General features: G+C 72.9%; 13 protein-coding genes. 6 read left to right on the top strand and 7 right to left on the bottom strand.

Annotated features, from left to right (window positions below):
- The coding region (locus ACYF6T_RS24285) for a M15 family metallopeptidase (RefSeq protein WP_461698930.1) at positions 1-601 on the bottom strand (601 nt) is incomplete at its 3' end.
- 97 nt (positions 602-698) lie between these two features.
- On the opposite strand from ACYF6T_RS24285, the gene ACYF6T_RS24280 reads away from it, so the two are divergent.
- From ACYF6T_RS24280 to glpK, 5 genes are all read left to right on the top strand, one after another.
- Complete coding sequence (locus ACYF6T_RS24280) at positions 699-1,124, top strand: Zn-ribbon domain-containing OB-fold protein (protein WP_461698939.1); 426 nt, start codon at positions 699-701, stop codon at positions 1,122-1,124.
- Positions 1,121-2,311 (top strand): lipid-transfer protein, encoded by a 1,191-nt coding sequence (locus ACYF6T_RS24275; protein ID WP_461698929.1) that lies wholly within the window; start codon positions 1,121-1,123, stop codon positions 2,309-2,311. The genes ACYF6T_RS24280 and ACYF6T_RS24275 overlap by 4 nt, the downstream gene beginning before the upstream one ends.
- A gap of 143 nt (positions 2,312-2,454) precedes the next feature.
- Positions 2,455-4,107 (top strand): EAL domain-containing protein, encoded by a 1,653-nt coding sequence (locus ACYF6T_RS24270; protein ID WP_461698928.1) that lies wholly within the window; start codon positions 2,455-2,457, stop codon positions 4,105-4,107.
- A 319-nt stretch (positions 4,108-4,426) separates the two neighbouring features.
- Complete coding sequence (locus tag ACYF6T_RS24265; RefSeq protein WP_461698927.1) at positions 4,427-4,564, top strand: hypothetical protein; 138 nt, start codon at positions 4,427-4,429, stop codon at positions 4,562-4,564.
- 22 nt (positions 4,565-4,586) lie between these two features.
- Positions 4,587-6,098: a glycerol kinase GlpK gene (gene glpK, locus ACYF6T_RS24260; RefSeq protein ID WP_461698926.1), complete on the top strand. Its 1,512-nt coding sequence runs from the start codon at positions 4,587-4,589 to the stop codon at positions 6,096-6,098.
- Positions 6,099-6,195: 97 nt separating this feature from the next.
- Here glpK and ACYF6T_RS24255 read toward each other — a convergent pair whose 3' ends face one another.
- The 5 genes from ACYF6T_RS24255 to ACYF6T_RS24235 are packed head-to-tail and all read right to left on the bottom strand — an operon-like array spanning position 6,196 to position 14,163.
- On the bottom strand, positions 6,196-6,801 hold the full coding sequence (locus ACYF6T_RS24255; RefSeq protein WP_461698925.1) for a GTP-binding protein: 606 nt from the start codon (positions 6,799-6,801) through the stop codon (positions 6,196-6,198).
- Positions 6,782-10,399 carry a hydantoinase B/oxoprolinase family protein gene (locus tag ACYF6T_RS24250; RefSeq protein ID WP_461698924.1) on the bottom strand — a complete coding sequence of 1,206 codons (3,618 nt, stop codon included), beginning with the start codon at positions 10,397-10,399 and terminating at the stop codon, positions 6,782-6,784. The genes ACYF6T_RS24255 and ACYF6T_RS24250 overlap by 20 nt, the downstream gene beginning before the upstream one ends.
- A gap of 24 nt (positions 10,400-10,423) precedes the next feature.
- Positions 10,424-10,819: a DUF742 domain-containing protein gene (locus ACYF6T_RS24245; RefSeq protein WP_461698923.1), complete on the bottom strand. Its 396-nt coding sequence runs from the start codon at positions 10,817-10,819 to the stop codon at positions 10,424-10,426.
- A gap of 9 nt (positions 10,820-10,828) precedes the next feature.
- Complete coding sequence (locus ACYF6T_RS24240) at positions 10,829-11,266, bottom strand: roadblock/LC7 domain-containing protein (protein ID WP_461698922.1); 438 nt, start codon at positions 11,264-11,266, stop codon at positions 10,829-10,831.
- Positions 11,263-14,163, bottom strand: coding sequence for a sensor histidine kinase (locus tag ACYF6T_RS24235; protein WP_461698921.1), 2,901 nt, complete (start codon positions 14,161-14,163; stop codon positions 11,263-11,265). The genes ACYF6T_RS24240 and ACYF6T_RS24235 overlap by 4 nt, the downstream gene beginning before the upstream one ends.
- 420 nt (positions 14,164-14,583) lie before the next feature.
- On the opposite strand from ACYF6T_RS24235, the gene ACYF6T_RS24230 reads away from it, so the two are divergent.
- Positions 14,584-15,135 (top strand): hypothetical protein, encoded by a 552-nt coding sequence (locus ACYF6T_RS24230; RefSeq protein WP_461698920.1) that lies wholly within the window; start codon positions 14,584-14,586, stop codon positions 15,133-15,135.
- Between the two features lie 133 nt (positions 15,136-15,268).
- Here the strand turns inward: ACYF6T_RS24230 and ACYF6T_RS24225 are convergent, their stop codons facing one another.
- The gene (locus ACYF6T_RS24225; protein WP_461698919.1) at positions 15,269-19,936 is read right to left on the bottom strand and encodes a hypothetical protein; all 4,668 of its coding nucleotides are present in this window, start codon (positions 19,934-19,936) and stop codon (positions 15,269-15,271) included.
- Positions 19,937-19,970 lie beyond the last annotated feature (34 nt).

Here is a 19,970-nt window from a genome sequence, read left to right as displayed (position 1 = left end):
CGAAGCCCGTGCCCATGTCGACGGAGTTGTCGGGGAACCGCTCGTCCTTGGGTGCGAAGCAGGGCACGAGGGGCTCTCCGGGGTGGTAGGGCCGGGTCGGTTTCGCCGGGAGCTTCACGATCGTCAGGTCCATGGTCGAGCCGCGGCTGTGGCCGGATTTCTCCGCGATGTAGCCGTCCGCGAAGAGCCGCGTCTTGTCGACGTTCGGGTAGAACTCCCCCTTCATGGCCTGGTCGTTGAGGTCCTCGGCCCACCGGACGAAGTGGTCCACCGCGCGCTGGGGGCGGTAGCAGTCGTAGACCTTGAGGGTGTAGCCCTGGCGGAGCAGTCTCGACTGCGCTCTGTGCAGGGCCTCGGCGGCGGGTCTGGTGAGGATGCAGATCGGCTGCTGGTAGCCGTCGATGCGCTCCCCCACGAAGTTGTGCGGGGTGAAGTAGCGCATCTCCTGGATGATCGTCGGGTCGACGGCCCGGAGCGCGACGAAGTCCTTCGGTGCCTTGGGCTCGGTCCCGGCGTGGGCGGCCGGGGCTGCGACCGTCACGGTGAGCAGGGCCGCGAGGACGGTGACGAGACGGCGTGCCACGGAAGAGAGTCTTGTCATGTCCTTGCGTCTGCCCATCCCCGGTCTCCCGTGACACACTTCTGACGTTCCGTCAGATCATAGGCCGGGAGGAACGATGGCGCGGGAACGAACGCCGGTGGTGACGGGCTGGTTCACCGAAGACGCGGACGACTTCACGCTCCTCGGCACCCGCTGTTCCGCGTGCGGCTCGGTGTTCTTCCCGCGGGAGGACGTCCACTGCCGCAATCCGCGCTGCGCGGGCGGCGAGCTGCGGGAGGTTCCGCTGTCGCGGCGCGGGCGGGTCTGGTCGTACACGGACAGCCGGTACCGGCCGCCGTCACCCTATGTGAGCAATCCGGAACTTCCGTGGGAGCCGTACGCGTTGATCGCAGTGGAACTGGAGGCCGAGCGGATCGTGGTGCTCGGCCAGGCGGTTCCCGGGGTCACCGTCGCCGATCTGACGGTGGGCATGGAGGTGGAGGCCGTCCCCGGCGTGCTGCACGAGGACGCGGGGACGACCTGGACCACCTGGCACTGGCGGCCGACGGGGGTGGCGCGATGACGACAGAGGTGGCGGTGCTCGGCGCGGGGATGCATCCCTGGGGCAAGTGGGGGCGCGGCTTCGCCGAGTACGGCGCCGCGGCGGCGCGGGCGGCACTCGCCGACGCCGGGCTGGAGTGGCGGGAGGTCGGCTCGATCGTCGGCGCGGACACCGTGCGTGGCGGTTATCCGGGGTACGTGGCGGGCGCGACGTTCGCGAAGGCCCTCGGCTGGCAGGGGGCCCGCGTGGCGAGCGTGTACGCGGCCTGCGCGTCGGGGGCGCAGGCCGTCGACACCGCCCGGGCGCAGATCCTTTCGGGGCTGGCGGAGGTGGTGCTCGTGGTGGGCGCCGACGCGGCCCCCAAAGGGTTCTTCCGGCCGGCCGGCGGGGACCGGCCCGAGGACCCGGACTGGCTGCGCTTCCGCGTCCTCGGGGCGACCAACCCGACGTACTTCGGGCTGTACGCGCGCCGCCGCATGGCCGTGCACGGGGACACCGTGGAGGACTTCGCGCAGGTCAAGGTGAAGAACTCGGCCATGGGCGCGCTGAATCCGTACGCACGCTACCGCGCGCGGGTCAGCGCGGAGGAGGTCGCCGCCTCCGCCGTGGTCGCCGATCCGCTGCGCCTGCTGGACATCTGCGCGACCTCGGACGGAGGAGCGGCGCTGGTGCTGTCCAGTCTGGAGTTCGCCCGCCGGCACGGCGCGGCCGAGCCGGTCCGCATCCGCGCGGTGTCCACGGTGACGCCCCGCTACCCCAGCACGGTGCTGGACCTGCCCGACATCGCGACCGACTCGGCGGTGGCCGTGGAGCCCGCGGCGGAGACGTTCCGCGCGTCGATCGCCCGGGCGGCGTACGAGGAGGCGGGCATCGGCCCCGAGGACCTCTCCCTGGCCGAGGTCTACGACCTGTCCACGGCACTGGAGTTGCAGTGGTACGAGGATCTCGGCCTGTGCGGGGAGGGCGAGGGCGCGAAGCTCCTGCGCGAGGGTGCCACGGCCCTCGGCGGGCGCATACCCGTGAACGCCAGCGGCGGTCTCGCCTCCTTCGGAGAGGCGGTGCCGGCCCAGGCGATCGCCCAGGTCTGCGAACTGACCTGGCAGCTGAGAGGGACGGCGGGTGACCGGCAGGTCGAGGGTGCGCGTGTGGGCATCACGGCCAACCAGGGGCTGTTCGGTCACGGCTCGGCGGTGATCGCGGTGCGGTGAGAGCGGCGGGAACGCGAGCGGCGCACGGGTGCGCAAGCGGGGCAAACCTCCTTTGTCCCGACGCTGTGTGATCAACCCGGAATCCTGCGTGAACGTCTCATGAACTGCGCTTGGGCGTGCGCCGGGGGAGCCATCATGCTCCCGTGCACTCCTGGACGGACACTCTCCGCTTCGCCTTCCAACCGGTGGTCAACCTGACCACCGGAGCGGTCGCGGCGCTGGAGATACTCGCTCGCCCGGAGACCGGCGACATCCTGGCCGAAGCCCGCCGGGACCCCGAACTCGACGGGCGGCTGGCGGTGCTGGCGCTCCGCGCGGCGGCGCGCAGGGAGACGCTGCTCCCGCTGCACGTCAACGTGTTCGCGGGCACCCTCGCCGACCTGGGCGGCCTCACCCCGCTGCACGACGCCGTACGCGCCGCGGGACGGCTGCCGTGGGAGGTGACGGTGGACGTCTGCCCGCCGTTCACGCACGTACCGCAGCAGGCCCTGCTGGAGGCGCTGGGCGCGCTGCGCGGCCAGGGCTTCCGGATCAGCGCGGACGGCGTCGGAGACGGGGACGTACCGCTGCGGCTGCTCACCGACATGGCACCCGAGCTGGTGAAACTCGACGCGTCGCTGCTGGCGCGGCCGGCCGCGGTGCGGGCGATGCGGACGCTGTGCGAGCAGTCGGGCGCGCTCCTGGCCGTGGAGGGCGTGGAGACGGAACTGCAGTGCGCGGCGGCGCGTGGGGCCGGTGCCCAGCTGGCGCAGGGCGAGCTGTTCGCACCGCCGTCCCGGCTGCCCGCGGCGGACGTATACGTTCCGCCCCACTCCCCCGGCCTCCTCGCGGCCACCAGGTCCGGGCCGTCGGTGCGGGAGTTCGTACGGCCCGCGGTGCTGCTGCCGGTGACCGCGTCGGCGAGTCAGGTGCGGGCGCTGCTGACCGGGTCGCCGGACGTCTCCGGGGTGCTGCTCGTGGACGCGCACGGGGTCCCCGTCCGGTCGGTACACCGCTCCCGCTTCCTGCTGTCGATGTCGGGGCGCTACGGCCACGCCCTGTACGCCGACCGGCCCGCGGCGAAGCTCGGGGACCCGCCGCGCACGGTCGGCGTCGACGCGACCGCCTGGGAGGTCCTGGACGTCGTGGCCGTCGGCGACCGGGACCGCACCTCCGACGACGTGGCCGTCGTCGACCGGTACGGGCGGTGCGTGGGCGTCGTACGGCTCGCGGACCTCGTTCGGGCCCTGGCCGAGACACAGGTCGAGGAGGCGGCCGGGCTCAATCCGCTGACCCGGCTGCCGGGCTCGGACGCGATCACCGGGGAGGTCGACCGGCGCATCCAGGACGGCCGGCCGTTCGCGTTGAGCTGGCTGGACGTCGACCATTTCAAGCAGGTCAACGACGGAGCCGGGTTCGCCGCCGGGGACGAGCTGATCAGGTCGGTGGGGCGGGCGCTGCAGCACGCGGCGTCGGGCAGCACCCGCGTCGGGCACATCGGCGGGGACGACTTCCTGGTGCTCGCCGACATCGAGGGGCTCGATCCGCTGGCCGCGTCCGTGCTGGACGTGCCCTGGTCGGCGGGCGGGCGGCCCGTGACGCTGTCGCTGGCCACGGTGCTGTGCCCGCCCGGAACCGTGACCGACCACCGGCAGGCCGCCGCCTGTCTCGCGCCCCTGAAGAAGGCCGCGAAGGCGCTGCACGGGGCGAGCTGGGTGCTGGGCCGGGCCGGACTGCCGGGGCACGAGATCCTGCGCGGCTCGGGCGCGCCGGCCGCGCCGGCGGGGTACGCGGCGGCGGAACCAGGCCGGAGCTGAGGGCCACGGCGGCCCGATCACGCCTCCGTCGCGAGCGGTGTCACCGATGCCGTCGGCGACCTTGACGCTCTGTGGACGTCGGTGAACACTTCCGGTGTCAGTCGACATCGCCGTACATACACGGCGTAACCAGGCACTGCGCCGCGCGGGCCCCGAACTGCACGACAGGCCCACTCCCCCACGGGCGATGCGACTGTGCTCGTCACGGACGCCGGGCGGGGCGCGGGACCTTCCCTGCTCTCGGCTGAAGTCGCCATGGGAAACGCACCCTGCACGCAGGACCGGGGTCGACCGACCCGGCCGGGGCCTAGGAGCCGCCATGAGCACCTCGGACACAGCGCTCGGCGAGAGCTCGCATCCCGTGTTCCCCTGGTTCCGACGCCACCGGCCCGGCCCGCGAGTGGGACCGCTGATCGGCGGAGCGCTGTCCGGGCGCATCTTCCACGCAGCCTCGTGAAGCAACCGACGAAGGGGACGTCATGACGGACAAGTTCGTCGCCGCCATCGACCAGGGCACGACCTCCAGCCGCTGCATCATCTTCAACCAGGACGGCGCGATCGTCGCCGTCGACCAGCGCGAGCACCGCCAGATCTTCCCCAAGCCCGGCTGGGTGGAGCACGACGCCACGGAGATCTGGTCCAAGGTGCAGGCCGTGGTCGCCGGGGCGATCGCCAAGGCCGGACTGCGTGCCGACCAGCTCAGCGCGCTCGGCATCACCAACCAGCGGGAGACGACGGTCCTGTGGGACCGGGCCACCGGCAAACCCGTGCACAACGCCGTCGTGTGGCAGGACACGCGCACCGCGGCCCTGTGCCACCAGCTCGGCGGATCGGACGGGCAGGACCGTTTCCGTGACCAGACGGGGCTGCCGCTGGCCACGTACTTCTCCGGTCCGAAGGCCGCCTGGCTGCTGGACAACGTGCCCGGACTGCGCGACCGCGCCGAGCGGGGCGAGATCGCCTTCGGCACGATCGACTCCTGGCTGGTGTGGAACCTGACCGGTGGCGTGGACGGGGGACAGCACGTCACGGACGTGACCAACGCCGGGCGCACCATGCTGATGAACCTGGAGACCCTCCAGTGGGACTCCGCCATCCTGTCCGCCATGAACATCCCCGAGGCCGTCCTGCCCGAGATCAGGTCCTCGGCCGAGGTGTACGGCACCGCGGTCGGCCAGCTCGCCGGGGTGCCGGTGGCGTCGGCGCTCGGCGACCAGCAGGCCGCGGTGTTCGGGCAGGCCTGCTACGACGTGGGCACGGCCAAGAACACCTACGGCACGGGCAGCTTCCTGCTGCTCAACACGGGCAACCGGCCGGTGCCGTCGAAGAGCGGCCTGCTGACGACGATGGGCTACAAGATCGGCAGTGAGGCGCCGGTCTACTGTCTGGAGGGGTCCATAGCGATAACGGGCGCCCTCGTGCAATGGTTCCGCGACCAACTCGGCATCATCCGTACAGCCGACGAGATCGAACCGCTGGCGGCGAGCGTCGAGGACAACGGCGGCGCCTACATCGTGCCCGCGTTCTCCGGCCTGTTCGCGCCGTACTGGCGTTCCGACGCGCGCGGTGTCATCACGGGACTCACCCGGTACGTGACCAAGGCGCACCTGGCCCGGGCGGTGCTGGAGGCGACGAGCTGGCAGACGCGCGAGGTCGTGGACGCCATGTACCAGGACTCCGGGGTGCACATCACCACCCTGAAGGTGGACGGCGGCATGACCAAGAACAACCTGCTCATGCAGCACCAGGCGGATGTCCTGGACGTTCCGGTGGTCCGCCCCAAGGTCTCCGAGACCACGTGCCTGGGCGCCGCCTACGCCGCCGGCCTCGCCACCGGCGTGTGGAACGACCTGGACGAGCTGAAGGCCCACTGGCAGAAGGACGTGGAGTGGACGCCGTCCATGGAGGCGTCCGTGCGGGACCGCGAGTACCACAACTGGCGCAAGGCGGTGGAGAAGAGCTTCGGCTGGGAGGAGCAGGCCGGGGAGTAGACCGAGGACCAGGCCGAAGCACGCCACGCGCGCGTGCGTGATCCAGTGCCGCGGCCCGTACCCCGGTCGGCGGGGGTACGGGCCGCTCCCGGCGCTCTCAGGTGGTGACGGTCTCGCGGCGGTCGGAGGCGTGCGCCATCGCGTGCCGGACGACGGCGATGAGGACCTCCTTGACCGACTCCCGCTCGCGCGCGTCGGTCAGCAGGAGCGGCACGTCCTCGTCGAGGTCGAGTGCCTGCCGGACGTCCTCCACCGGGTAGCGGGCCGCGCCCTCGAAGCAGTTGACGCCGACCACGAAGGGTATGGAACGCCGCTCGAAGTAGTCGACGGCGGCGAAGCAGTCCTCCAGGCGGCGGGTGTCGGCGAGCACGACGGCGCCGAGCGCGCCCTCGGACAGCTCGTCCCACATGAACCAGAAGCGTTCCTGTCCGGGTGTGCCGAACAGGTACAGCACCAGGTCCTCGCGCAGCGTGATGCGCCCGAAGTCCATGGCCACCGTGGTGGTGTGCTTGCCCTCCACGCCGCTCGTGTCGTCGATGGGGCGTCCGGCCTCGGTGAGCAGTTCCTCGGTGCGCAGCGGCCTGATCTCGCTGACCGCGCCGACGAGGGTGGTCTTGCCCACCCCGAAACCGCCGGCCACCAGGATCTTGAGCGTGACGGGCTCGACCGGAGGCTTGCCGCGCTCAGAACGCCCGAAGATCATCGATCTCTTCTCCTGCTTGACGGGGGTGGGATGGCGGCCGGCCGTAGCCTCCGCCGCCAGGGGTTTCGATGACGAGTACGTCGCCGGCGCCGACCTCGGTGGAGTCGCTGCCGCCGAGTGCGGTGACCGTGCCGTCCGCGCGCTCCACGCGGTTGACGCCCAGGGCTCCGGGCGCACCGCCTGCCATGCCGTACGGCGGCACCCTGCGGTGCTGGGAGAGCGTGGAGACGGCCATGGGCTCCAGGAACCGGATGCGGCGCACCGCCCCGTCGCCGCCGCGCCAGCGGCCGGCGCCGCCGCTGCCGCGCCGCACGGCGAACTCCTCCAGCCGCACGGGCAGCCGCCACTCCAGGACCTCGGGGTCGGTGAGCCGCGAGTTGGTCATGTGCGTCTGCACCACGGGCGCGCCGGGGAAGCCGTCGCCTGCGCCGGATCCGGAGGCGACGGTCTCGTAGTACTGGTGGCGTTCGTTGCCGAAGGTGACGTTGTTCATGGTGCCGGAGCCCTCGGCCTGGACGCCGAGCGCCGCGTACAGGGCGCCGGTGATGGCCTGGGAGGTCTCGACGTTGCCCGCGACGACGGCGGCCGGGGGTTCGGGCGCGAGCATCGAGCCGGGCGGCACCACGATGTCCAGGGGACGCAGGCAGCCGTCGTTGAGCGGGATGTCGTCGGCGACCAGGGTGCGGAAGACATACAGGACGGCGGCGTTGACGACCGAGAAGGGCGCGTTGAAGTTGCCGGGCAGTTGCGCCGACGTGCCGGTGAAGTCGATGGTCGCGCGCCGGTTCTCGCGGTCCACGCGTACGCGTACGCGGATGACGGCGCCGGAGTCGGTCTCGTAGGCGTACTCGCCGTCGTCGAGGGCGTCGATGACGCGGCGCACGGCCTCCTCGGCGTTGTCCTGGACGTGCTTCATGTACGCCTGCACGACGTCGAGGCCGAAGCTGTCGATCATGCGGGCGACCTCGTCGACGCCCTTCTGGTTGGCGGCGATCTGGGCGCGCAGGTCGGCGAGGTTGGTCCTGGGGTTGCGGGAGGGGTAGGGCGCCTCGGTGAGCAGCCTCAGGGTCTCCTGCTCGCGGAAGCGGCCGTCCTCGGCGAGCAGCCAGTTGTCGAAGAGAACGCCCTCCTCCTCGATCCTGCGGCTGTCGGCCGGCATGGAGCCGGGGGCGATGCCGCCGATCTCGGCGTGGTGCCCTCGGGAGGCGACGTAGAAGAGGATCCGGTCACCCTGCGTGTCGAAGACGGGGGTGATGACGGTGACGTCCGGCAGGTGGGTGCCGCCGTGGTACGGGTCGTTGACGGCGTAGGTGTCGCCGGGCCGCATCGCCGCTCCCCTGCGCCGGATGACCTCCTTGACGCTGGTGCCCATCGAGCCGAGGTGGACGGGGATGTGCGGGGCGTTGGCCACCAGGTTCCCGTCGGGGTCGAAGAGCGCGCAGGAGAAGTCCAGGCGCTCTTTGATGTTGACGGACTGCGCGGTGGACTCCAGGCGGGCGCCCATCTGCTCGGCGATCGACATGAAGAGGTTGTTGAAGACCTCCAGCAGAACCGGGTCGGCTTTTGTGTCGAGATCGGAACTCTGCGTAATCGCAGCGCGTTCCATGACCAGATGCCCGTCGTCCCGGGCCACGGCTTGCCAGCCGTCGTCGACGACGGTCGTCGCACTGGCCTCGGTGATGATCGCGGGGCCGGTGACGGTGTCGCCGGGAGGCAGGGTCTCGCGGCGGTGGAGGGGTACCTCGCGCCAGACGCCGCCGGTGTGCAGGCGGACCGTCTCGGGGGCGGCGGAGCGGCCTTCGTACGGGGCGAGGGCGGACAGATCGGGGGGTTGCGTGATGCCGGTGGCTTCGACGGAGAGGGCTTCGACGACGATCGGGCGGTCGAGCGTGAAGGAGTACGTGGCGCGATGACGTTCTTCGAAGGACTGGCGCATCGCCTCGGGCTCGGTCAGCTCGACGGTGAGGGTGGTGTCGGTGCCGTCGTAGCGCAACTGGGCGCGGCGGGTGATCCGGATGTGGTCGTCGGGGACGTCCTCGGCGAGCAGTTCGGCGCGGGCCGCTGCTTCGAGGTCGTCGGCCGTCTTGCGGACGGCGGGCATGGCGGCGGGCTCCAGGGGAGCCTCGACGGACTGCTCGCGCATGGCGGTGGTGTCGGCGAGGCCGATGCCGAGCGCGGAGAGGACACCGGCCATGGGCGGGACGAGGACGGTGCGGATGCCGAGCGAGTCGGCCACCATGCACGCGTGCTGGCCGCCGGCGCCGCCGAAGGTGGTCAGGGCGTAGCGGGTGACGTCGTGGCCCTTCTGCACGGAGATCCGCTTGACGGCGTTGGCGATGTTGGCGACGGCGATCTGCAGGTAGCCCTCGGCGACCTGCTCGGGGGTGCGGTCGTCGCCGGTGTGCTCGCGGATCTCGGCGGCCAGGGCGGTGAAGCGTTCACGGACGAGTGCCTCGTCCAGGGGCTGGTCGCCGTCGGGGCCGAACACTTTGGGGAAGTGGGCGGGTTGGATGCGGCCGAGCATGACGTTGGCGTCCGTGACGGCGAGTGGGCCGCCGCCTCGGTAGCAGGCGGGCCCCGGGTCCGCTCCCGCCGAGTCCGGCCCCACGCGGTAGCGGGAGCCGTCGAAGTGCAGGACCGAGCCGCCGCCGGCCGCGACGGTGTGGATGTCCAGCATGGGGGCGCGCAGCCGCACACCGGCGATCTGCGCGGTGAAGACCCGCTCGTACTCGCCGGCGAAGTGGGAGACGTCGGTGGAGGTGCCGCCCATGTCGAAGCCGATCACCCGGTCGAAGCCGGCCAGCTGCGACATGCGGGCCATGCCGACGATGCCGCCCGCGGGACCGGAGAGGATGGCGTCCTTGCCGCGGAACTGCCCGGCTTCGGCGAGGCCGCCGTTGGACTGCATGAACATCAGCCGGACGCCTTCGAGTTCGTCGGCGACATGCCGGACGTAGCGGCGCAGCACGGGCGACAGGTAGGCGTCGACGACGGCGGTGTCCCCGCGCGGGACGAGCTTCATCAGCGGGCTGACCTCGCTGGACAGCGAGATCTGGGGGAAGCCGATACGGGCGGCGAGATCCCCGATCGCCTGTTCGTGGGCGGGGTGGAGGTGGCTGTGCATGCAGACGACGGCGACGGCCCGGATCCCGTCGTCGTAGGCCTCCTGGAGGGGACCGGCGAGGGAGTCGAGGTCGGGGGCGCGCAGGACGGTGCCGTCGGCGGCGATGCGCTCGTCGGCCTCGACGACCCGCTCGTGCAGCAGCTCCGGAAGCTCGATGCGGCGGGCGAAGATGTGCGGGCGGTTCTGGTAGGCGATGCGCAGGGCGTCGCGGAAGCCGCGGGTGACCACCAGCAGGGTGCGCTCGCCCTTGCGCTCCAGGAGGGCGTTCGTGGCGACCGTCGTGCCCATGCGGACGGCCTCGACGGGGTCCTGGGAGCCGTCCAGGAGTTCGCGCACCCCCGCGACGGCCGCGTCGGAGTACCGGGCGGGGTTCTCCGACAGCAGCTTGTGCGTCAGCAGGCGGCCGTCCGGGCGGCGCGCGACGATGTCGGTGAACGTGCCGCCTCGGTCGACCCAGAACTGCCAGCCTGTCACGTCAGTACTCCGCTTCCGCGCCGCTCACAGCGCCCGGAGGCCGTTGATCACGTCGCGCAGAATACTCTCGTCGACCAGTTCGGCGGGGGGTACGGGCCGGTTGACGTGGACGAGTTCCGCGTCCACGAGATCCCCGATGAGGACCCGCACCACACCGATCGGCAGATCGAGTTCGGCGGCCAGTTCGGCGACGGACTGCGGAGCGTCACGGCACAGCTCGACGATGTCCACGTGCTCGGGGGACAGCGTCGCGTCCGCTTCCGGATCCTCCGCCCGGGCTTCCGCCACGACCACCGCGATCAGGTCGAGGCGGTGCTGGCCGGGACTGGACGTGCGGCCGCGCGTCATCGCGTACGGGCGCACGACCGGCCCGGCCTCGTCGTCGAACCAGTGGCTTCTTCCCTGACCGTCAACGCTCATGACATCTCACTACCCGCCTGCGGGCAGATCGGTGCGTGGAGCCGCTCCCAGGTGTACGCCGACCCGCTTGACCAGGAGCGTCATCTCGTAGGCGACCTGGCCCACGTCCGAGTCGGCGTCCGAGAGCACGGCGAGGCAGCTGCCGTCGCCGGCGGCCGTCACGAACAGGAAGGCGTCGTCGAGCTCGACGACCGTCTGGCGCACGTTGCCCGCCTCGAAGTGCCGGCCCACGCCCTTGGCGAGGCTGTGGAAGCCGGAGGCGACGGCGGCGAGGTGCTCGCTGTCCTCCCGCGTCAGGTCCTTGGACACCCCGGTCGGCAGGCCGTCGCTGGAGAGGACGAGGGCCTTGCGGATGCTCGCGACGCGGTCCACGAGCTCGTCCAGGAGCCAGTTGAGCTCGCCGGCCTTGCCGGTCGCGGTGTGGCCGGTCGCCTTCGGTGCGGTCATCGACCGTCCCCCTTAGTGGTTCGGTGTGGTGCTGGGCCGCTGTGGACGTCGTCGCCCGCGGCGTTCTCCTCGCGGCCGCGTTGCCAGCCGCGCTGCAACGAGGCCATACGGCTGCGTACCTCGTCGGCGTCCCGCTCCCGGAGGTCGGTCCTGTCCTCGGTACGGCGAGCGGGGCCCTGTCTGAGCTGCGGAGCCAGGTTGGCCTGCCGTACGCGTCGGGGCAGCGGTCCCGTGCCGGAGCCGGGTTGCCGCGGGTCTGTGGGGGTGCCCGGACCGCCGGAGGCCGTCGCCGCGCCCTGGCCGCGCAGGGGCAGGGCGGGAGCGTCCGATGTCTCGCCGGGCGCGCGGCCGGCGGGCGGTGCGGCGGGGGTGCGGCCGAATGCCTCCGCCGGTCCCGCCTGTCCCGTGCCGACCGCGCGATCGTCCTGGCCGGGGCGGTCGGCTCCGCTCATCCCGGGGCGCAGAGGCGAGGCGCCGCGGCGGCGGGTCGGCAAGGGAGGGGCGCCGTCGTGCTCCGGGCGGACCTGCTGCTCGCTGTCCGCCTGGACCTCGCCCGTGTCCTGCTGTCGCGGGCGGTGGTCGGCGACCGGGCGTCCGTGCGAGCTGACCAGCTTGGGCGTGCGTCGGCGGGGCAGCGGCACCGGGTCGCCCGGATCCGCGTCGGCGTCCGTGTCGTCGTGGCCCCGGGCTCGGGAGTCGGCCGTCTGGTCGAGTGGTTCGCCGTGCCGGTCCGCCGTGCCGTCCTCGGCGAGGGCGATGGAGCGGCGGGGGCGGAAGAGTCCGCCGCGCTCGGCGTCCTCGTCGTCGAGCACGCCCGGGAGGTCCCCGATGGCGTCCAGGTCGACGGGCGCCTCCAGTTCCACGGGGCCGTTGAGCACCGGGGCGGGCAGGCCCGGCAGGTGGACCGGGACGTGGGAGAGAGCCGTGCGGCGGCCCTCCTCCATCTCGGCTTCCTTGGTGGGGTGCGGGCGGTCGAGGCGGAACCCGATGCCGTTGGTGTCCGGGACGTCGTCCGTGAGGAGCACGTCGGGGATGAAGACGACGGCGGTGGTGCCGCCGTAGGGGGACGGCTGCAGGGAGACCCGGACATTCTGCCGCTGGGCGAGCCGGCTGACCACGAACAGGCCGAGCCGGTCGGTGTCGGACAGTTCGAACTCGGGCGTCTCGGCGAGACGCAGGTTGGCGTCCAGCAGCGCGTCGGCGGCCATGCCCAGACCGCGGTCGTGAATCTCCAGGGTGAAACCGTTGGCGACCCGCTCGCCCACGACCTGGACGGCCGTGTGCGGGGGCGAGAACACCGTGGCGTTCTCCAGGAGTTCGGCCACGAGGTGGGTGAGGTCGGCGACGGCCGGGCCGGTGACGGCGACCCGGGGAAGGCGGCGCACCTCGATGCGCTCGTAGTCCTCGACCTCGGCGACGGCGGCCCGTACGACGTCCATGAGCTGGACGGGTTTGCGCCACTGCCGGGAAGGGGCGGCGCCGGAGAGGATCACGAGGCCCTCGGCGTGCCGGCGCATACGGGTCGTCAGGTGGTCGAGGCGGAACAGGTCGGCGAGTTCGTCGGTGTCCTCGGTCCGCCGCTCCATGCTGTCGAGCAGGGTGAGTTGCTTGTGGAGCAGGACCTGGCTGCGGCGGGCGAGGTTGACGAACACCTCGGAGACGCCCGAGCGCAGTTCGGCCTGCTTGACCGCGGCCTCGACGGCGGCCCGCTGAAGGGTGTTGAGCGCCTGGCCGACCTCGCCGATCTCGTTCTTGTCGTACTCCAGGCGCGGGACCTCGGTCTCCACGTCGACCTCTTCGCCCGCGGACAGGCGGCGCATCACGCTGGGCAGTCGCACGCCGGACGCCTCGTGGGCCTCCAGGCGCAGTTGTCGCAGGTCGCGGATGAGGCCGCGGCCGATGCGCACGGACAGGACGAGCGAGAGCAGCAGGGCGATCAGTCCGAGGACGCCGGCGATGGCGGCCTTGAGGATGACGCCGATGGCGACCGGGCGGACGCGGTCCTGGTAGCGGTCGGCCGCCTGGTCGTTGAGGGTGGCGAGTTCTTCGAGCACGCTCCCGGCGGCCGCGTCCCAGCTCTTGGCGCTCACCTCGGTCGAGCCGCCCGCTGCCGAGGAGACGACGGACTGCTCGGCAACGCGCAGCGGGGCCGAGGCGGCGTTCTTCCAGAACCGGTCGTAGCGGTCGCGTTCCGAGGAGGGCAGCAGCGGGAGGTTGATGCTGTACATGAGGTCGCGCTGGGCCACGAGGTCGGAGACGTCACGCGTTTCGGCGTTGGTGAGCTTGCCCACGACCAGGGAGGAGCCGAGCAGGGCGTCCTCACGGGAGAGCAGTTCGCGGGCGCGGGCGAGGTTGACCAGGGCACGGTACTGCTTGTCCATCTCGACGTTGTCGACGAGATGGAGGTTGGTCAGCAGGACGTAGCACGGGTCGACCATGCGGTTGTAGAGGTCGAGGGCCTGGGCGCGGTCGACGGTTCCGTCCTCCACGCCGCGGCGCAGCGACCTGATGCCGTCCAGGGCGTCCAAGGCGACGCTCAGCCGCTCGGCCGATGCCGATCCCAGCCCGTCGCGCACCCCGGCGTCCTTGGCGTTCCTGCGGATCCGTGCGATGGCGTAGTCGGTGGCGGTCCGGGTGTGCCTGAGGTTGGTGAGCCCGTTTGAGGCACGCGGATCGGCCAGGTAGACGAGGGTCTGGCGGCGTTCCTGCTGGAGGACGCGGACCGTGTCCTCCATGGGGTATGCGACCTTCTCCACCACGTCGGAGGCGTCGAACAGCTGTTCCGCCTCGCGACCCGTGAGTACCGTGGCGAAGCCCCAGATGGCGGTCAGGGACACCAGCGGCACGAGAAGCAGCGCCACGATCTTCCGGCGGATGGACTTCCCGCGAAAGCGCATGGCCTCCCCCAGCTCGACCCCCGCCGGCCGGGGGTACACATGTACGTCAACAAACGCCGCGAGCCTACTACCGACACACAGGCAACTCGAAGAGCCGTCCGGAAGCTGAACTTCCGCGCGGGCGGCCGGACATGGGGAGTTGTCCGGTCATTGCGGGAGATTGCCTCCCGGATTCCCACCGCGACCGCCCGGCTCCACGCGGCAGACCCGTGCGAGCTGTTGGCCGAATTTTTCCGGTCCTTGGGAATCTTCGGCACGTGTCGTTCGTCTTTCTCTATGGGAGATGGGGGCGGAATCGGCCACAGGAGCCGCATCCCGCACCCCGGCGGCGTAAAACAGCGCAAGCCGGGCAGCCACAGGGAAGCCGTGCCATCGGGCACGGGAGCGAGCGGTCTGCTGGCGGTGGGGAGTGACACGTTGATGGGCACGGCGGAGCGGTGTGAGACGCCCGGGGACGGTGTGGTGGCACAACTGACGGTGCGGCCCGGTCCCGAGGCACCGGATCGCGACATTCCGGTGGACACGCCTGGAACGACGGGCGGACGGCACGCCACCGACGGCACCCGGCAACCAGCGCCCCCTTATCGGCCGTTGTGGATCGAGGAACCGGCCCGGCGGCGCCGGCTGCCGGATCCGGTGCGGACGGCCGCGGTGCGCGCGGTGCTGATCATCGCCGTGACCCTGATACAGGCGATGGTGGCGTTCCTGTGCACCATGGCCGGGTCGTGGCTGGCCTTCCCGATGGTCATCAGCAGCGTGGTCAGCACGGTGGTCGCCACCTGGGGCGCGCTCGACGTCTGGGTGACCCGCCAGGTGTGGAACCAGCGCAACGGCGTGGTGTCGACGCCCAGCAGCACCGCCCGGGCCCTGCGGCGCGAGCGGCGCAGGGCGCGCCGCCAGGCGCGGGCCGCGGAGCGGGCGCAGGAGCGCATACGCAGGCGGGGCGGCGCGGGACAGCTGTCGCACTCCTGAGCCTCGGGACGCGCCAGGCACCGCGGTTCGCGCATCGCCGCGCGGGCCCGGCCCTCTCGCGCCACCGAGCGCCACAGCGTCCCAGCGCCTGGAGCGCTCCCGGCGCCCATGGCGTCCCGCGCGCCCCGGCCGCTCAGGACGTCGAGGGTGCCGGTCGTCTGAACATGCGGGTCGCCGTGATCTCGCTGTGCACCGCTTCTCCGGGCTGCGGCTGCGGCGGCAGGCCGGGCCGCAGGTGCTCCTCGACACTGATGTACTTCAGGCCCGCCCTCAGGTCGGCGTCGTTGCGCAGCCGGATCACCAGCGGGAATTCGGCCAGCGCGGTGGTGTCGAACAGGCCGGTCGTGTAGAGGAGTTGCACACCGAGCGCGTCGGACACGGCGCGCTGGAGTTCCAGCAGGTACGTGGCGTTGGCGCGGCCGATGGGGTTGTCCAGGAAGAGCGTGCCGGCGTGGCGGTGTTTGTCGCGGCCCCGGTCGTTGGAGCGGAGGGCGGCCATCGTGCAGTACAGGGCGATGGCGGCGGTCAGCAGCTGGCCGCCGGAGAAGACGTCGCCCATCTGCCCGACGGGGACGCGTTCGGCCCGCAGCACGGCGTCCGGCTTGAGGATCTCGACGGCCACGCCCTTCGGCTGGAGGGCCGCCGCGACTCCCCGCAGCAGCAGGGACATCCCGTCGCGCCGCAGGTCGGAGTTCTTCTTCACGGCCGCCCGGGTCGCCTCGTCGATGACCTCGCCGAGCCGCTCGGTGAGCGTGGCCTGGTCGGGTTCCTCGAAACGGATGCGCAGGAACTCCTGCCCGGACCACTCGCCGAGCCCCTCGGGCAGCCGGGACAGCCGCTGCGCGGAGCGCAGGGTTGCCAGGGCGGACTCCACGAGGCCCCGCAGCCGGTCCACGATCGAGTCGCGGTTGCGCTCCAGCTGCGCCAACTCGTCGGTCAGCACCCGCAGTCGGGGCGCGAAGGCGTCCGCCCACTTCTGGGCGTGCTCGGGCAGCGCGGAGGCGGGCAGCTCGCGGATCTGCTGACGGGCGGGGGTGCGCACCTGCTCGTAGCGGGTGGAGTTGGCGTGCCGGACGAGCACGTCGCTCGCCTCGCGTACGGCGGCCTCGGCAGCCGACAGGTCGGCGGCACAGCCGCGCAGCGAGCGGCGTGCCTCGGCGGCGGCCTGCCGGGCCTCCTCCAGGCTGCCCGGATAGGGCTCCGGCTCCTCCTGATCGTCCTCCATGGCGTGCTCGCGCAGCAGGTCGCGCAGCATCGCGGCGACCTCGTCGAAGCCGCCGGCCGCGTCCTCGGCGGCGCGGTGGGCTTCCAGCAGCTCGGCGTGGGCCTCGCGGGCCTGGGTCAACGCCTCGGTGCGGGAGGCCAGTTCGGCGGTCGCCGTGCGCAGCAGCGCCTGCGCGTGCTCGGCGTCGCGCGGCACCAGCTCCTCGGGCAGCTCGGTGTGCGCCTCGCCGTCCTCGGGGGCGTGCCGCTCGGCCTCGCCGCGCAGCCGGCCGAGCTGCTCGCTGGCGGTGGACATCCGGGTCTCCAGCAGCTGCACCAGTTCCTCGGCCCGCGCGGCGGCGGCCTGCCGGGACGGTCCGTCGGACCCGTCCGGTGACTGGAGCAACTGCTCCGCGCGCGTGCGGACCTTGTTGCTCAACCGGTCCAGTTCGGCCCGCGCGGCGCTCTCGTCGCTCTCCGCGCGCGCCTGCTCGGCGCGCAGGTCGGCGCCGACACCGACCTTCTCGTACACCTGGGAGGCGGCGCGGTAGGCCTCGCGGAGCGCGGGCAGGGATGCCTTGGGAGCGCCGCCGTCCGCGTCCGTCTCCGGTACGACGTCGTCGGGCGCGCCGGCGATCTCGGAGCGCTCGGCGCGCAGCGCGCGGGCGGTGCGGCGGGCGTCGTCGGCGGCGCGCTGGGCGGCGCGCCGGTCCTCGTCGGCGGCGCGGGCGCGCTCCAGGCAGGCCTGGGCGCGGGCTTCGGACTCGGCGGCCTCGTCGGCCAGTTCACGCAGTTTGACCTGCCAGCCGGCCCGCTCGCGCAGCCGGAAGGCGAGCCCGGCGAGGGCGTCGGCGGCGCGCCGGGCCTTCTGCGCGGCCTCCTGACGCTCGTCGCGGACCCGGGTGGCCTCCGCGGCGGCCTCGTCGGCCTCGGCCCGCACGGTGCGTGCCTCGGCCAGCTCGGCGTCGGTCTCCTCGGCGAACGCGCGGGCGTCGTGCGCGGCCTGTGCGAGCTCCACGAGCCGCCCGGCGGGGCAGCCGGTGCGCCAGGAGGCGAGCCGGGCGGCCAGTTCCCGGTCCTTGCCGAGCCGGGCCGCGAGGGTGCGGATCTCCTCGTCCCGCTCGGTGGCCCGGGCACGCAGCGCCTGCCGCTCCTCGTCGGCGGCGTGCTCGTCGTGCATGGCCGGGTTCGGCGGCACGAGGAAGACGTCGCCGCCCATGGTCTCGGGCGCCGGCGTCGGCGCGAGCAGGGCGGCGGCCGTGCCGACGGCCACGGCGGAGCGCGGCAGCAGGGCCGCGTCGCTCAGCGCGTCGCGGGCCCGGGCGTGGGTGTCGGGGTCGGTGATGATCACACCGTCGACGAGCTCGGGCCGGGCGGCCAGCACGCGCGCGTGGTCGGCGGGGTCGACGGCCTGGGCGAGGTAGCGCCAGCCGGGCAGCGCCGGGATGCCGTGCTCGCCGAGGAACTCCACGGTGGCCAGCACGTCCGGGCCGGGCGGCAGCAGACCGCCGTCGCCGAGCGCGCCGAGGATCCGCGCGTCGTCGGCCGCGGCGGTACGCAGCTCGAAGAGCTGCCGTTCGGCGGCGGAGACGGCGTCGTCGAGCAGCTCGCGCAGCTCGTCGGCGAAGCGGTCCAGCTCCTCGGGGGTGAGGGCGCCCTCGGCGGCCCCCGTAGCGGCGCCGTCACCGGCCGCCTTGCCGCCCTTCCTGGCGCCGTCGGCACCGGCGCGGGGCGCCGGCACGGTCCCGGTGGTGCCGGCCAGGCTCAGCAGCTCCGCCAGCCGCTCCTCCCCCGCCAGCCTCTCGGCGATCCGGCGTTCGGCCTCGTACGCCCGCTGGGCGGCCGTGGCCGCGTCCGCCGCACGAGCCGCGGTCAGCTCGGCGCGGGACTCGGCCGAGGCCGCCTCGCGGGCGTGCTCGGTGGCCTTGCGGGCGGCCTCGCGGGCCGCGTCCCAGGCGGCGACGGCCGTCTTCTCGGCGTCGCTGGCCGCGAGCGCGGCACGCGCGGGGTCGGCGTCGGGGGCGCTGTCGTCGAGCCAGCCCGCGCGTACCGCCTCGGCCGTCTCCTGCTCGACCTCGGACAGCCGCTGGCGCAGATGCCCGGCCTCGCTGCGGGCGCGCTGTGCCTCCGTGGCGGCGGCGGTCGAGTCCCGGTAGGCCGCCTCGCCGGTCTCCTGCAGGGCGGCGGAGCGCTCCTCCTCCTCGTTGGCGAGGGCCTCGGCGCTTTCCGCGGCCGTGTGCAGGGCGCGTACGAGGTCCACGGCGGCCTTGGCGCGGGCGGCGAGGGCCGGGGCCGCGTCCCGCTCGGCCTCCTGGATGGCGGCGGACACGCGCGCCACGCGGTCGGCGGCGGCGCGGTGGCGCAGGACGGCCTCGGCGGCCTGCCAGGCGGAGTGCAGGGTGCGCGCGTCGGCGAGCTCGCGTTTCTGCGCGGCGGCGGACTTCTCCGCGGCGGCGAGGGCCAGGGAGGCGTTGCGGTAGGCGAGTTCCGCGGCGATCAGGGCGCTGCGCTCCCGGGCCGCCTCGGCGTGCGTGACCGCGTACGCGGCCGCCGTGACCCGCTGGGCGAGGTCTCCGGCCCGGGCCCGCTCCCGCACGCCCCGCGCGGACAGGCGACGCGCCAGCGTGCGGGTGCGGCGCTCGGCACCGGTGTGGACGTCCCGCGCGCGGGTGCGCGCCTCGGCGGCCTCCACGATCCGCCCGAGCAGGTCCACGGACCCGGCGGTGAAGTCGCGTTCGGCGATCAGCTCGGCCCGGCGGCCCAGCTTGTTGCCGAAGCCGCTGACCAGGTCGGCGAGGCCGTCGGTGTCCCGGGTGTCGGTCACCGCGCGCAGCAGCAGGTCGGTGAAGTCGGAGTCCTTCTTGACCGCGAAGAGACCGGCCGCCTCGCCCTCGTCGGCGTTCATCTCCCGCTGGTAGCGGAAGAGTTCGGGGTCGAGGCCGAGGTCGCCGAGGTGCTCGATCCAGCGGTCGTGGATCTCCTCCCAGTGCACCTCCAGGTGCGGGTACGCCTTTCCTGCCTCGGTGATGGCGTCGCGGAAGCCCTTCATCGTGCGGCGGCGGCCCTGCGCGCCCGACTGGCCCTCGACGGGCGGCCGTACGGCGGTGGACTCGGCGACCGGCAGGTTGTCCAGGGACAGTCCGGGCCCGGGCCGGAACGAGTACCAGGCCTCGGCGAACTTGCGCGGGTCGTTGGAGACCTGCCGTCCGCGCCACTCGCTGACCTTGCCGACGACGACGCACTCGCCGGTCTGCACGTGCTGCCACTCCAGGGCGACGTGCCCGCAGTCGTCGGCGAGCAGGAACTTGCGCAGCACGCCGGAGCTGGCGCCGCCGAGGGTGTTGCGGTGGCCCGGCAGCATGACCGAGAAGATCAGTTTGAGCAGGACCGACTTGCCGCCGCCGTTCTCCAGGAAGAGCACGCCGGCGGGCGCCGGGCGGCGCGGCGGGCCGACGGGCTCCTCCTCGAAGAACTCCGCCTGGGCGGGCGCGGGGTCGGGTACCGGCTCGCCCACCCCTCTGAGGTCGAGCACGGTGTCGGCGTAGCGCGCACCGGCGGGACCGATGGAGTAGAGGCGGACCCGGGACAGCTCGTACATGGCGGACTCTCGTAAGTCTGGGGAAAGGTGCGGT

It is taken from the genome of Streptomyces sp. 7R007, from assembly GCF_054850255.1.
The sequence above is the reverse complement of the archived record's forward strand: the minus strand, read 5'-3'. Positions and strand labels throughout refer to the sequence as shown.

Bases quoted from the DNA above. Each gene is read 5' to 3' on its own strand.
- ACYF6T_RS24275 (WP_461698929.1), top strand. From the start codon at position 1,121: ATGACGACAGAGGTGGCGGTGCTCGGCGCGGGGATGCATCCCTGGGGC.
- ACYF6T_RS24265 (WP_461698927.1), top strand. From the start codon at position 4,427: ATGAGCACCTCGGACACAGCGCTCGGCGAGAGCTCGCATCCCGTGTTC.
- glpK (WP_461698926.1), top strand. From the start codon at position 4,587: ATGACGGACAAGTTCGTCGCCGCCATCGACCAGGGCACGACCTCCAGC.
- ACYF6T_RS24255 (WP_461698925.1), bottom strand. From the start codon at position 6,801: ATGATCTTCGGGCGTTCTGAGCGCGGCAAGCCTCCGGTCGAGCCCGTC.
- ACYF6T_RS24245 (WP_461698923.1), bottom strand. From the start codon at position 10,819: ATGAGCGTTGACGGTCAGGGAAGAAGCCACTGGTTCGACGACGAGGCC.
- ACYF6T_RS24240 (WP_461698922.1), bottom strand. From the start codon at position 11,266: ATGACCGCACCGAAGGCGACCGGCCACACCGCGACCGGCAAGGCCGGC.
- ACYF6T_RS24235 (WP_461698921.1), bottom strand. From the start codon at position 14,163: ATGCGCTTTCGCGGGAAGTCCATCCGCCGGAAGATCGTGGCGCTGCTT.
- ACYF6T_RS24230 (WP_461698920.1), top strand. From the start codon at position 14,584: ATGGGCACGGCGGAGCGGTGTGAGACGCCCGGGGACGGTGTGGTGGCA.
- ACYF6T_RS24225 (WP_461698919.1), bottom strand. From the start codon at position 19,936: ATGTACGAGCTGTCCCGGGTCCGCCTCTACTCCATCGGTCCCGCCGGT.